The organism is Actinomadura sp. DC4 (assembly GCF_030406325.1).
Classification (GTDB): Bacteria; Actinomycetota; Actinomycetes; order Streptosporangiales; family Streptosporangiaceae; genus Actinoallomurus.
Genome location: NZ_JAUEQY010000012.1, coordinates 155012 through 168821, shown reverse-complemented (window position 1 = coordinate 168821; position 13810 = coordinate 155012). Strand labels below are relative to the sequence as shown.

The window sequence follows — 13810 nt, the reverse complement described above, 5'->3', positions numbered from 1 at the left end:
GCGATGGCCATCACTGAGGTCTTTTCCGACGAGGTCGTGACGCAGGCGCACGCACGGGACGTCGAGCTGCCGTACGGCGCGGGCACCATGGCGCTGATCACGCTCGACAACGGCTTCGACCACACCAAGCCGAACACCTTCGGTCCCGGCGGGCTGACGGCTCTGAACACCGCCATGGACTCGATCGCGGCGCGCGACGACCTCGTCGCGGTGGGCGTGACCGGCAAGCCGTTCATCTTCGCGGTCGGCGCCGACCTGAACGGCGTACCGCTGATCACCGACCGCGAGCAGGGCCTGGAGATCGCACGGCTGGGGCACGACGTGTTCCGCCGGCTGGGCGAGCTGCCGGTCCCCTCGTTCGCGTTCGTGAACGGCGCGGCGATGGGCGGCGGGGTCGAGGTGGCGCTGCACTGCGCGTACCGGACGATCTCCTCGGGCGTGCCCGCGGTGGCGCTGCCGGAGTGCTTCCTGGGGCTGGTGCCGGGCTGGGGCGGCACTTACCTGCTGCCACGCCTGATCGGCGCCGAGAAGGCCCTCAAGGTCATCGTCGAGAACCCGCTGAACCAGAACAAGATGCTGCGCGGGCCGCAGGCGTATGAGCTGGGCATCGCGGACGCGATGTTCGAGCCGGCCGACTTCCTGGAGGAGTCGCTGCGCTGGGCCGCACGCGTGCTGACCGGCGCGGAGACCGTGGACCGTACGCCGGTGGACACGGGCGCGGCCTGGGACGAGGCGGTCGGGCGGGCCCGGTGGCTCGCCGAGGGCAAGCTGCACGGCGCGGCGCCCGCTCCTCTCCGTGCCCTTGACCTGGTCGCGGCGGCGAAGGACCGCACGCGCGACGAGGGTTTCGCGGCCGAGGACGAGGCGCTCGCCGACCTGATCATGAGCGAGGAGCTGCGGTCGGGGCTGTACGCCTTCGACCTGGTGCAGAAGCGCGCCAAGCGGCCGGCCGGGGCGCCGGACACGTCGCTGGCCCGGCCCATCACGAAGGTCGGCGTGGTCGGGGCGGGCCTGATGGCCTCCCAGCTCGGCCTGCTGTTCGCCCGCCGCCTCGGCGTACCCGTCGTGCTGACCGACCTGGACCAGGCGCGCCTGGACAAGGGCGTGGCGTACGTGCACGCCGAGGTCGGCAAGCTGCTGAGCAAGGGCCGCGTCTCACCCGACGAGGCGTCGCGGCTGAAGACCCTCGTCACCGGGTCGCTGACGAAGGAGGCGTTCGCGGACGCGGACTTCGTCATCGAGGCCGTGTTCGAGGAGATGGGCGTCAAGCAGCAGGTCTTCGCCGAGGTGGAGGAGGTGGTCTCGCCGACCTGCGTGCTGGCGACCAACACCTCGTCGCTGTCGGTGTCGGAGATGGCGGCCAAGCTGCGCCACCCCGAGCGGGTGGTGGGCTTCCACTTCTTCAACCCGGTCGCGGTGCTGCCGCTGCTGGAGATCGTACGAGGCGAGCGGACCGACGACGCGACCCTGGCCACGGCGTTCGCCACGGGCAAGGCGCTCAAGAAGTCGTGCGTACTGGTCAAGGACGCCCCGGCGTTCGTGGTCAACCGGGTGCTGCTGCGGATGCTCGGCGAGATCGTCCAGACGGTCGAGGAGGGCACCCCGATCGAGGTGGCCGAACGCGCCGTCGCGCCACTGGGCCTGCCGATGCCGCCGTTCGTGCTGATGGGCCTGGTCGGCCCGGCGATCGCGCTGCACGTGGGCGAGACGCTGCACGAGGCGTTCCCGGACCGCTTCCCGCTGTCGGGCAGGCTGGCGAAACTGGTCGCGGCCGGCAAGCCGGGCGTCTACCTGCCGGACTTCACCTTCGACCCTGAGGCCGTGGAGATCTTCTCCGGCGGCACGTCGCCGTCCGCCGAGGAGGAGGTCCTGACGCGGGCGCTCGACGCCCTCGCCCAGGAGATCCGGCTGATGCTCGACGAGGGCGTCGTGGCGGCCCCGGAGGACATCGACCTGTGCATGATCCTGGGTGCGGGCTGGCCGTTCCACCTGGGCGGCGTGACGCCGTACCTGGACCGTACGGGCGTCGCGGAGCGCGTGACCGGCTCCCGCTTCCTCGACCGCGGAGCCGCCTCACCGGCGTGACGGCTGATCGCTCCCCGGTGGCCTGCGCCGGGGAGCGGTCAGCCCTCGTGGCCGTAGGCGCGGCGGAGGGCCTCCCAGCCGGCCAGTTTGACGCGTTCGCCGCGGCCCAGGGAGCGGGCGAGTTCGGCCTCGCCCGCGTCGATGCCGAGCCAGTCGTCGTACGTCACGACTCGTACGCCACGGGACTCCAGCAGCGTCTCGATCGACGGGCGTTCCTCGGCGCGGCCGGTCAGGTCGGCGAGCAGCGCGCGGACCGTCTCGGCCGCGTCGGCCTTGTTCGTGCCGATCACGCCCGTCGGGCCCCGCTTGATCCAGCCCGCGACGTACTCCCCCGGCAGTGCCCCGCCGTCCTCGTCCAGCACCCGGCCGCCCGCGTTCGGGACGACGTACGCCCCCGGGTCGAACGGCACTCCCGGCAACGGCACGCTCTGGTATCCCACCGACCTCAGCACCATGCGTACGGGCAGCGTCTCGTACTCGCCCGTGCCCACGACGCGGCCCTCGTCGTTCAGCGCGGTGTGCTCCAGCCGCAGGCCCTCGACCCGGCCGGTGCCCAGGATCTCCACCGGGCGCAGCCAGAAACGCACGTCGAGACGGCGCGGCAGGTCGCCGGCCGGGCGCGCGGCCCAGTCGTTCATGACCTTGACGTTCGCGCGTACGTGGCGGTCGGTCTCGGCCAGCGCGGCGCTGGCGGGGTCGAGGCGCATGTCCTCGGTGCGTACGTGCACCTCGGCGCCCGGCAGCGCGCCCAGCTCGCGCAGCTCCTTCGTCGTGAACTTGGCCTGGGCCGGGCCGCGCCGCCCGATCATGTGGATGCGGCGCACGCCGCTGCCGCCGAGCAGGGTCAGGACCTCGTCCGGCACGTCCGTGGCGCGTAGTTCCTCGGCGGTCTTGGCGAGGACGCGCACGACGTCGACGGCGACGTTGCCGACCCCGATCACGGCCACGGCGTCCGCCGACAGGTCGACGTCGAGGCCGTGCGCGTCGGGGTGGCCGCAGTACCAGTTGACGAAGTCGGTCGCGGCGACGCTGCCGACGAGGTCCTCCCCCGGGATGCCCAGGCGCCGGTCGACCATCGCCCCGGTGGCGTAGATCACCGCGTCGTAGCACTCCAGCAGCGTCTCGCGGGTGACGTCCTTGCCGAAATCCACGCCGCCGAGGAAGCGCACGTCCGGGTGCTCCAGCACGCGCTGGAGGTAACCCGCGATCGACTTGATCGACGTGTGATCGGGTGCGACGCCGTACCGGACCAGGCCGTACGGCGTCGGCAGCCGGTCGAAGATGTCGACCCGCGCCGCGCCCCCGGCCTGCTTGACCAGGGCCTCGGCGGCGTAGATGCCCGCCGGGCCTGAGCCGATGACCGCCACGCGAAGAGCAGATGCGTCCGCCACGCCGTCATTGTGCCCAGAACCCGGCCCGTTTTCCCATGCCCGATGGTGGTCAGTCCACGGACTTGCCGACCTTGCTGTTGCGGCGGCCGTAAAGGAAGTAGACGACGAAGCCGATGAGCATCCAGATGACGAACCGCAGCCAGGTCTCGACCGGCAGGTTGAGCATCAGGTAGCCGCACGCCAGCACCGCGAGGATCGGCACCACGGGCGAGGCGGGCACCCGGAACGAGCGCGGCAGGTCCGGGTGGGTGCGGCGCAGGATCATGACGCCGACCGAGACGACGATGAACGCGAAGAGCGTGCCGATGTTGACGAGCTCGGCGAGCGCCGACAGCGGGACGAGCCCGGCGATGAGGGCGACGACGACGCCGATGATGATCGTCACGCGGTACGGGGTGCCGTACTTCGGATGCACCTGCGCCAGCCAGGACGGCAGCAGCCCGTCACGGCTCATCGCGAAGAAGACCCGGCTCTGGCCGAGCATCAAGATGAGGACGACCGTGGTCAGGCCGGCCAGCGCGCCGACGCTGATGATCGTGGCGAAGGCCGGATGGCCGACCGACTTGAACGCCTCGGCCAGCGGCGCGTCCGTGCTCAGGTGCTTGTAGTTCTGCATACCCGTGACGACGAGGGAGACCGCGACGTAGAGGACGGTGCAGACCAGCAGCGAGGCGATGATGCCGATGGGCAGGTCACGCTTGGGCTTCTTGGTCTCCTCCGCGGCGGTGGCCACGACGTCGAAGCCGATGAAGGCGAAGAAGACGATCGCGGCGCCGGCGATGATGCCGCCCCAGCCGAACGTCGACGGGGTGTAGCCGAAGAGCACCTGGATGAGCGGGGCCTCTCCGCCGTGCGAGTCCGGAGTGGGGGTCGCCTTCGGGACGAACGGGTGGTAGTTCCCGCCCTTGATGAAGAACAGCCCGGCGATGATGACGAGCAGGACCACCGCGATCTTGATGGCGACGATCACGGCGTTCACGCGCGAGGAGACCTTCACGCCGAACACCAGCAGCGCGGTGACGGCCAGGACGACCAGCATCGCGGGCACGTTGAACGTGGCGTCCTCCCCCGCGATCGAGGACGGCAGATGTATGCCCATGTCATCGAGCAGGATCTTCGCGTAGCCCGACCAGCCGACCGCGACCGTCGCGGCGCCGAGGGCCAGCTCCAGCATGAGGTCCCAGCCGATGATCCAGGCCGGGAGCTCGCCGATCGTGGCGTAGGAGAAGGTGTACGCCGAGCCGGCCACCGGAACCGTGGAGGCGAACTCGGCGTAACAGAGCGCGGCGAGCGCGCACGCGATGCCGGCGGCCACGAACGACAGCGCCACCGCCGGCCCGGCGTTCTCCTTGGCCACGTTGCCCGTGAGCACGAAGATGCCGGTGCCGACGATGACGCCGACGCCGAAGACGGTCAGATCGAGTGCGCTGAGGTCGCGGCGCAGCTTGTTGTCTGGATCGTCGGTCTCGCGAATCGACCTCTCGACCGACTTGGTGCGGAAGATGCTCATCGTGATCCTCGTTCGGTGTGTGACCAGAGGATCACCACGAGAAGGCAAACAAAACGTAATGCTCGCCTTTTTTCACCGGCCGCCGCCTTACTCGGGTCTACTGCTCAGAGGGCTCCAGCACCGAGTCGCGGGCGATGACCGCCGTGATGTCGCGGGCCAGCCCCTGCGGCGTCAGCCCGATGTCGGCCAGGATCTGCGCGCGCTTGGCGTGGTCGAGGAACGCCTGCGGGATGCCGAACGTGCGGACCGGCACGTCGACGTCGCCGTCGCGCAGCAGCCGGGCCACCGCGTCGCCCACGCCGCCGACCCTGCTGTTGTCCTCCACCACCGCGACGAGGCGGTGCTCGGCGGCCAGGCCGACGAGCTTCTCGTCGAGCGGCTTGATCCAGCGCGGGTCGACCACGGTGACGCCGATGCCGTGCGCGCCGATGAGCTTGGCGGCCTCGACGGCCGTGCCCGCCATCGAACCGGCGGCGACGAGCAGCACGTCGTTGTCCTCGGAGCGCAGCAGGATGTCGACGCCGCCGACGCGCTCGACCGCCTCGATGTCGTCGCCCACCGGGCCCTTGGGGAACCGCACGACCGTCGGGCCGTCGGTGACCGCGACGGCCTCGCGGAGCTGCTCCTTGAGCTGGGAGCCGTCACGCGGCGCGGCGGCCCGCAGCCCCGGGATGACCTGCAGGATCGACAGGTCCCACATGCCGTTGTGGCTCGCGCCGTCGTCGCCGGTGACACCCGCGCGGTCGAGCACGACGGTGACGGGCAGCTTGTGCAGCGCGACGTCCATCAGCAGCTGGTCGAAGGCGCGGTTGAGGAAGGTGGCGTACACGGCCACGACCGGGTGCATGCCGCCGATGGCCAGGCCCGCCGCGGAGGTCAGGGCGTGCTGTTCGGCGATGCCGACGTCGTAGGTCCGCTCGGGGTACACCTCGGCGAAGGAGGCGAGCCCGGTCGGGTGCAGCATCGCGGCGGTGATGGCCACGATGTCGGGGCGCTCGGCGCCGAGGCGTACGAGCTCGTCGCTGAAGGTCTTGGTCCAGCTCGGGCCGCCCGCCTTGGCGATCTTGCGGCCGGTGGCCGGATCGAACAGGCCCGGGGAGTGGAAGGCCTCCTCCTCGTCGTTCTCGGCCGGAGGGTAGCCGTACCCCTTCTTGGTCATGCAGTGCACGATGACCGGGCCGCCGAACGCCCTGGCCTTGCGGAGCGCGTGCTCCACGGCCGCCTCGTCGTGGCCGTCGATCGGGCCCATGTACTTCAGGCCGAGGTCCTCGAACATCGCCTGCGGCTGCAGGATGTCCTTGATGCCCTTCTTGATGCCGTGCAGCGCGTCATAGGCCATCCCGCCCACGACCGGCGCCCGCGGCACCGTGCGCTTGATCAGGTCGAGCGCGTGCTCGTACCCGCGGGTCATGCGCAGGTCCGCGAGGTGGCTGGCCAGGCCCCCGATCGTCGGGGAGTAGGACCGGCCGTTGTCGTTGACGACGATGACCACACGACGGTCCTTGCCGGCGGCGATGTTGTTCAGCGCCTCCCAGGCCATGCCGCCGGTGAGCGCGCCGTCGCCGATGAACGGCACGACGAACCGCTCGCCCTCGCCGCGCAGCTGGAACGCCTTGGCGAGCCCGTCGGCGTACGACAGGGCGGTGGAGGCGTGGGAGTTCTCGATCACGTCGTGCTCGGACTCGGCCTGGCTCGGGTAGCCGGACAGGCCGCCCCGCTGGCGCAGCATGCCGAAGTCGTGCCGCCCGGTGAGCAGCTTGTGGACGTACGCCTGGTGGCCGGTGTCGAAGAGGATCCGGTCCCGCGGCGAGTCGAAGACCCGGTGCATGGCGATCGTGAGCTCCACCGCGCCGAGGTTGGGCCCGAGGTGACCGCCGTTCTTCGACACGACCGCGACGAGGAAGTCGCGGATCTCGCCGGCGAGCTGGGTCAGTTGCCCCTGATCCAGGCTCGTGAGGTCATCAGGCCGTTTAATCGACTCAAGTAGGGTCACTCGGGTCATCTCCTCGTCTTCTACGGATGCCGATTTTAAGTGGTGCTCGTGACCAGTGGGACGCGGCCCGTCATGGTGAAAGTTCGTGTGGCGCGGTGTGACGACCCGCTATAAAGGCTGGAATGAGTGAACAGAGAGTGATGAACCAGGAACTCATCGTGCTGCTCGACGAGGGCGGGCGGGCGATCGGCACGGCGCCCAAGGCTCCTAGTCACCACGGTGACACCCCTCTCCACCTGGCCTTCTCGTGCTATCTCACGGACGAGTCCGGCCGGGTCCTGATCACGCAGCGGGCACACGGCAAGGCGTCGTTCCCGTCGGTGTGGACCAACAGCTGCTGCGGTCACCCGGCGCCCGGGGAGGGCCTGCGGGAGGCCGTACGGCGCCGTGTGCCGGACGAGGTGGGCCTCCGGGCGGAGGAGCCGACACTCGTACTGCCGGAGTTCCGCTATCGCGCCACGGCGGCCAACGGGGTCGTGGAGTACGAGCTGTGCCCGGTGGTCCGCGCCACCGCGCGCGGCGAGCTGCGGCTCGACCCGGAGGAGGTGGCGGCGGCCGAGTGGCGCGAGTGGGACGACTGCGTCGCGTTGACCGCTCACCCGTCCGCCTCCCCGTGGTTCCGCTCCCAGATGGAGCAGCTCGCGCCGCTGGGCCACCCGGCCGACTGGCCGGCCGCCGCGCCCGGCCTGCTGCCGCCCGCCATCACGTGGTGACCTCGGCGGACGCCGTACGCACCGCGGCGAACTCCTCGGCGAGGGTCTCCGCGGTGTAGTGGGCGTTCAGCCCCGAGGGGTTGGGCAGGATCCACAGCCGGGCCCCGCCCAGGCCGGCCTCCTGCGGGCCGATCCGCGCCTTCGGCCGGCCGAAGGCCGTGCGGTAGGCGGTCACGCCGAGGACCGCGACCACACGCGGGGCGTGGCGCTCGACGAACGCCTCCAGCAGCGCGCCGCCCTCGGCCAGCTCCCCGGCGGTCAGCTCTGCCGCCTGCGCGGTGGCGCGAGCGGCGAGGTTGGTGATGCCGAGCCCGAAGGAGGGCAGCAGGTCCTGCTCGGAGGGGTGGAGGCGCCGGTCGGTGAAGCCGGACCGGTGCAGCACCGGCCAGAACCGGTTGCCCGGCCGCGCGAAGTGCCAGCCGGTCGCCGCGGAGTAGAGGCCGGGATTGATGCCGCAGAGCAGCACACCGCCGTGTGGAGGCACGACGTCGGGGATCGTACGGTCCTTCGCGGCCGCGATCTCGGCTGCCGTGGGTCGTGACGCCATACGGCACGGTATCTCGTGAGCCTTGGGCTTCGATGAACCGGGCATGGCCCGCATATTACTATTGGTCGTCGTCACATTACTCTGGGCGATGGCCGGGGTCGCCTCCCGGGGGTGGGAGGCGACCCCGCTACCGCTACTTCTTCAGCAGGGAGCGCAGGACGTACTGCATGATGCCGCCGTGGCGGTAGTAGTCGCCCTCGCCCGGGGTGTCGATGCGGACGATCGCCCGGAACTCCTTGTCGTCGGCCCGGACCGTGACCTCGGCGGGGACGTCGCCGTCGTTCATGGCCTCGACGCCGACGATGTCGAACGTCTCCTGGCCGGTCAGCCCGAGCGACTCGGCCGACTCGCCCGCCTTGAACTGCAGTGGCAGGACGCCCATGCCGATGAGGTTCGAGCGGTGGATGCGCTCGAACGACTCGACCAGCACGGCGCGTACGCCCAGCAGGCTGGTGCCCTTGGCGGCCCAGTCGCGCGACGAACCCGAGCCGTACTCCTTGCCGCCCAGCACGATCAGCGGGGTGTTCTCGGCCGCGTACGCCTCCGCGGCGTCGTAGATGGACAGCTCCTCGCCGTCCTTGACCGTGACTCCGCCCTCGGTGCCGGGGGCCAGCAGGTTGCGCAGCCGGATGTTGGCGAACGTGCCGCGGATCATCACCTCGTGGTTGCCCCGCCGGGAACCGTAGGAGTTGAAGTCGCGGCGCTCGACGCCGTGCTCGGTGAGGTAGCGCCCGGCCGGGCTGTCGGCCTTGATCGCGCCGGCGGGTGAGATGTGGTCGGTGGTGACCGAGTCGCCCAGCAGCGCGAGGACCCTGGCGCCGCTGATGTCGGTGACCGGCTCCGGCCGCTCGCCCATGCCCTCGAAGTACGGTGCCTTGCGGACGTACGTCGAGTCGTCGCCCCATTCGAAGGTGTTGCCGCTCGGCACCGGCAGAGCCTGCCAGCGCTGCTCGCCGGCGAACACGTCGGCGTAGTCGCGGGTGAACATCTCCTGCGCGATCGCGAACTCGACGACCTCCTCGACCTCCTGCGGCGACGGCCAGATGTCGGCGAGGTAGACCGGCTCACCGTCGGACCCGGTGCCCAGCGGGCCGCCCGCCACGTCGACGTCCATCGAGCCCGCCAGGGCGTACGCGACGACGAGCGGCGGCGATGCCAGGTAGTTCATCTTGATGTCGGGGTTGATCCGGCCCTCGAAGTTGCGGTTGCCGGACAGCACCGCGGCGACGGCCAGGTTATTCGCACTGATCGCCTCGCTTATTTCTTCGTGGAGCGGGCCGGAGTTGCCGATGCAGGTCGTGCAGCCGTAGCCGACGAGGTTGAAGCCGAGCTTCTCCAGGTACGGCGTGAGGCCCGCGCGGTCGTAGTAGTCCATGACGACCTTGGAGCCCGGGGCCAGGGAGGTCTTCACCCACGGCTTGCGGGTCAGGCCGCGCTCGACCGCCTTCTTGGCGAGCAGCGCCGCGGCGATCATGACCGAGGGGTTGGAGGTGTTGGTGCAGGAGGTGATCGCGGCGATCACCACGGCGCCGTGGTCCAGCTCGAACTCGGCGCCGTCCAGGCTGACGGTGACCGGGTTGCTGGGCCGGCCGGTGGCGGGCGAGGTCGCGGGTTCGGCCGGCTTGTCACCGTTGCCGTTGTGGCCGACGGCCGGGGAGTCCGAGGCCGGGAAGGACTCGGCGGTGGCCTCGTCCAGCGGGCCGCGCACGCTGTCGTCGGCGACGTAGTCGCGGACCGCGGTGCGCCAGGCCGGCTTGGCGTCCGACAGCGCGATGCGGTCCTGCGGGCGCTTGGGACCGGCGATCGAGGGCACCACGGTGGACAGGTCGAGCTCGATGTACTCGGAGTACTCCGCCTCGTGGGCCGGGTCGTGCCACAGGCCCTGCTCCTTGGCGTACGCCTCGACCAGCGCGACCTGCTCGGCCGGGCGGCCGGTGAGCTCGAGGTACTTCACGGTCTCGCCGTCGATCGGGAAGATCGCGCAGGTGGAGCCGAACTCCGGGCTCATGTTGCCGATGGTGGCGCGGTTGGCCAGCGGCACCGCGCCGACGCCCTCGCCGTAGAACTCCACGAACTTGCCGACGACGCCGTGCTCGCGCAGCATCTCGGTGATGGTGAGCACGAGGTCGGTGGCGGTGGTGCCGGCCGGCAGCTCGCCGGTCAGCCGGAAGCCGACGACGCGCGGGATGAGCATCGAGATCGGCTGGCCGAGCATGGCGGCCTCGGCCTCGATGCCGCCGACGCCCCAGCCCAGCACGCCCAGGCCGTTCTGCATGGTGGTGTGGGAGTCGGTGCCGACGCAGGTGTCGGGGTAGGCGATGGACTCGTTGGCGCCGTCCTTACCGAAGACCACGCGGGCCAGGTGCTCGATGTTCACCTGGTGCACGATGCCGGTGCCGGGCGGCACGACCTTGAAGTTGTCGAAGCCCTGCTGGCCCCACTTGAGGAACTGGTAGCGCTCGCGGTTGCGGCCGTACTCGAACTCCACGTTGCGCTCGAAGGCGTCCTCGCGGCCGAAGACGTCCACCTGCACGGAGTGGTCGATGACCATCTCGGCAGGGTTGAGCGGGTTGACCCTCTCCGGGTCGCCGCCGAGGTCGCGGACGGCCTCACGCATCGTGGCGAGGTCCACGACGCAGGGCACGCCGGTGAAGTCCTGCATGATCACGCGGGCGGGCGTGAACTGGATCTCCTGGGCGGGCTGCGCCTGGGAGTCCCAGCCGGCCAGCGCGCGGATGTGGTCGGCGGTGATGTTGGCGCCGTCCTCCGTACGCAGGAGGTTCTCCAGCAGGACCTTGAGGCTGTACGGGAGGCGTGCCGAACCCTCGACGGCGTCCAGCCGGAAGATCTCATAGGCCGCGTCGCCGACGCGTAGCGTCTGTCGGCTTCCGAAGCTGTCCAAGTCGTCTCCTCCTCATACGCGCTCGACGAGCGCGGTCCCCTCAGTAAGCCGGGCGCGGGGGTCTGATGGTTTTACGTCCGAATTCTGCCCCTAGGGGGCTCGGCCGCGAGCACTGAGGCTCACCTAACTTCCCCGCCGATTTGTCTCGACATCAAGGTACCACGAGTTATCTCGACATCAAGCTACTTTCCCTAGCCTTGACAACGAACGCTTCCGATATATCGTTGGTGTATCGCAACTGATCTGAGAGCGATCTCAGAAGGGAGAAAGAACATGCGTACGAATTTCGACGCACCAGGGCGGCCGCGCGGCGGCCGCAGAGGCGGTCACGGCCGCCGCGGGGGCCCGTGGGGCTTCCCCGGCGTCCCCGGCTTCGGCCCTTTCGGCGGTCCACCGCCGTGGGTGGCCGGCCGTTCCAAGGCCCGCCGCGGAGACGTACGGGCGGCGATCCTCGCGCTGCTCACCGACGAACCGCGCAACGGCTACCAGCTGATCCAGGAGATCGAGGAACGCAGCGGAGGCGAGTGGCGGCCGAGTCCCGGAGCCGTGTACCCGGCGCTGCAGCAGCTCACCGACGAGGGCCTCATCGAGGCCGAGGAGAACGAGGGTCGCCGTACCTTCCGGCTTTCGGAGTCCGGCCGTGCCTACGTGGACGCGCACCAGGACGAGGTGAACGCCCCGTGGGAGGCGATGACCTCGGACGTACGCGACGACGTGCGCGAGCTGTTCGGAACCGCCGGCCGTACCGGGGCGGCGGTCATGCAGATCGTCCAGACCGGCAGCGAGGAACAGGTCGCCCAGGCCAAGGAGATCCTGTCGGAGACGCGGCGGCGGCTGTACCAGCTGCTCGCCGAGGACGAGTAGAACCCGGGAGTCGTTGAGCGATGAACACCGAGCAGCTCCGCGTCGGCGACGCGGAACGCGACGAGGTGACGACGGCCCTGCACGAGCACTTCGTGCAGGGCCGGCTCACCCGCGACGAGCTGGACGAACGCCTGACGGCGACGTTGTCGGCGCGAACCGCCGGCGACCTGCGGGAGGTGACGCGCGACCTGCCCGGTCCCGCCCTGGAACGGCCGGCCGGCGGGGGGCGGGATCCGTGGGAGCTCGGGGCGGCCCACTGGGGGCGGGGTCCGCGGGGCGCCGCTCACCTGGGCCGGGGCCGGTGGGAGATGGACGCGGCCGGCCGGGGCCCGTCGCCCTGGCCGCACGGCCACTGGGGTCCGCCTCGGTGGCGCTTCGGACCGCTCCTGCTGGTCGCGCTGGTCCTCGCGGCGTTCACCGGCTGGTGGATGATCTTCCCGCTGCTCGCCGTCGTGTGGTTCACGGCCGCCTTCACCGGCGTGCGCCGCCTACGCCGCCACCACGCGTCCCTCGCCGCCCGCCGATAGGCCGGGGGCCACAGGGTCGTGATCACGCGGAAGCCGGTCACGCGCGGCGCGGTGGTCAGGCGGCGCGGCGGGTCAGGGTGCCGATCGGGTCTTCGAGCAGCGGCTCGAAGGCCAGTTCGGCGGCGCCGACGATCTGGGCGTCCGGGCCCAGGGCCGAGGCGGCCAGGCGTACCTGTTCGCGTGGGGCCACCAGGGACGACTGCGCGGCGGCCTCTTCCACGATGTCCTTCGTCGCCAGGTACAGCTCGCCCAGCGGGCCGCCGAGGATGACGATGTCCGGGTTGAAGGTGTTCACCAGGATGCCGACTCCGACGCCCAGCCAGCGGGCGACCTGGGCGGCCGCGGCGATCGAGTCCTCGTCCCCCGCCGCCACCTGGGACAGGACGTCACGGTAGGCGTCCATGCCGCTGCCCTGCGGCCGGCCGGCCGCGCGCAGCAGGGCGTCCGCGCCGATCTCGGTCTCCAGGCAGCCGGACGAGCCGCAGAGGCAGGGCCGCCCGTCCGGGTTCACCCGCAGATGGCCGATCTCACCCGCGTACCCGCCCCGGCCACGCAGCGGACGGCCGCCGACCAGGATCCCGCCGCCGATGCCGATCTCGCCCGAGACCACGACGACGTGTTCGTATCCGACCGCGACGCCGCGCCAGTGTTCGGCGAGCGCGCCCAGGTCGGCGTCGTTGGCGATCACCGCCGGCAGGTCGAGCCGTTCGCTCAGCCGGGCGCCGAGCGGCAGGTCGATCCAGCCGAGGTTCGGGGCGAACCGCAGGAGGCCGTCCTCGTGCCGTACGACGCCCGGTACCGAAAGGCCCACGCCGACGCAGCGTGAGCCGTCCGGCGCGGCCAGGCGCAGCCGCCGGCACGTGTCGGCGATCGCCTCGACGGTGATGTCCAGGTCGCTCCAGTCGCGCCCGGACTCCACGTCGACGCGGTCGAGCACGTCGCCGCCGAGCCCGACGCGCGCCACCGCCAGGTGGCGCACGCCGAGGTCGACGGCGAGCACGTACGCGCCCTCGGGAACCGGGACCACCTCGAGCGACGGGCGGCCGGCCCGTCCCTGGGCGCTCGCCGAGCGCTGCAGGACGAGCCCGGCCTCCGTCAGCTCGGCGACCAGGTCGCCGATGGTGCTGCGGTTCAGCCCCATCTCCGCGGTGAGCAGGGCCCGTGAGCGGTAGCCGTGCCGGTGCACCTCGGTCAGGATCGTCCCGAGGTTGTGCCGGCGAACGTCGTCCTGAGTCGACCCGCGGATGCGCCGACGCGTCACGAGAACGCCCTCGGCGT

10 protein-coding genes are annotated in these 13810 nt (G+C 70.9%); 4 read left to right on the top strand and 6 right to left on the bottom strand.

Going from position 1 to position 13810, the window contains the following annotated elements:
* The first annotated feature begins 3 nt into the window (after positions 1-3).
* The gene (locus tag QWU11_RS21055) at positions 4-2085 is read left to right on the top strand and encodes a 3-hydroxyacyl-CoA dehydrogenase NAD-binding domain-containing protein (protein WP_290115779.1); all 2082 of its coding nucleotides are present in this window, start codon (positions 4-6) and stop codon (positions 2083-2085) included.
* Positions 2086-2123: 38 nt separating this feature from the next.
* On the opposite strand, the gene QWU11_RS21050 is transcribed toward QWU11_RS21055, so the two are convergent.
* The 3 genes from QWU11_RS21050 to dxs all read right to left on the bottom strand — a co-directional run bounded on the left by QWU11_RS21050 (position 2124) and on the right by dxs (position 6979).
* On the bottom strand, positions 2124-3476 hold the full coding sequence (locus QWU11_RS21050) for an FAD-dependent oxidoreductase (protein ID WP_290115778.1): 1353 nt from the start codon (positions 3474-3476) through the stop codon (positions 2124-2126).
* Between the two features lie 49 nt (positions 3477-3525).
* A complete protein-coding gene (locus QWU11_RS21045; RefSeq protein ID WP_290115777.1) occupies positions 3526-4986 on the bottom strand; it encodes an amino acid permease in 1461 nt (486 codons plus the stop codon).
* Between the two features lie 97 nt (positions 4987-5083).
* A complete protein-coding gene (dxs, locus tag QWU11_RS21040; protein WP_290115776.1) occupies positions 5084-6979 on the bottom strand; it encodes a 1-deoxy-D-xylulose-5-phosphate synthase in 1896 nt (631 codons plus the stop codon).
* Positions 6980-7101: 122 nt separating this feature from the next.
* On the opposite strand from dxs, the gene idi reads away from it, so the two are divergent.
* A complete protein-coding gene (gene idi, locus QWU11_RS21035) occupies positions 7102-7692 on the top strand; it encodes an isopentenyl-diphosphate Delta-isomerase (protein ID WP_290115775.1) in 591 nt (196 codons plus the stop codon).
* Here the strand turns inward: idi and mug are convergent.
* Both mug and QWU11_RS21025 read right to left on the bottom strand, forming a co-directional pair.
* The gene (gene mug / locus QWU11_RS21030; RefSeq protein ID WP_290115774.1) at positions 7682-8239 is read right to left on the bottom strand and encodes a G/U mismatch-specific DNA glycosylase; all 558 of its coding nucleotides are present in this window, start codon (positions 8237-8239) and stop codon (positions 7682-7684) included. The genes idi and mug overlap by 11 nt on opposite strands.
* Before the next feature lie 133 nt (positions 8240-8372).
* Positions 8373-11141, bottom strand: coding sequence for an aconitate hydratase (locus QWU11_RS21025; RefSeq protein ID WP_290115773.1), 2769 nt, complete (start codon positions 11139-11141; stop codon positions 8373-8375).
* A gap of 273 nt (positions 11142-11414) precedes the next feature.
* Here QWU11_RS21025 and QWU11_RS21020 point away from each other — a divergent pair, with 273 nt between their 5' ends.
* Positions 11415-12005, top strand: coding sequence for a PadR family transcriptional regulator (locus tag QWU11_RS21020; protein ID WP_290115772.1), 591 nt, complete (start codon positions 11415-11417; stop codon positions 12003-12005).
* A 20-nt stretch (positions 12006-12025) separates the two neighbouring features.
* Positions 12026-12532, top strand: coding sequence for a DUF1707 domain-containing protein (locus QWU11_RS21015; RefSeq protein WP_290115771.1), 507 nt, complete (start codon positions 12026-12028; stop codon positions 12530-12532).
* Positions 12533-12587: 55 nt separating this feature from the next.
* Here the strand turns inward: QWU11_RS21015 and QWU11_RS21010 are convergent, their stop codons facing one another.
* Positions 12588-13793 (bottom strand): ROK family transcriptional regulator, encoded by a 1206-nt coding sequence (locus tag QWU11_RS21010; protein ID WP_290115770.1) that lies wholly within the window; start codon positions 13791-13793, stop codon positions 12588-12590.
* Positions 13794-13810: the final 17 nt, after the last annotated feature.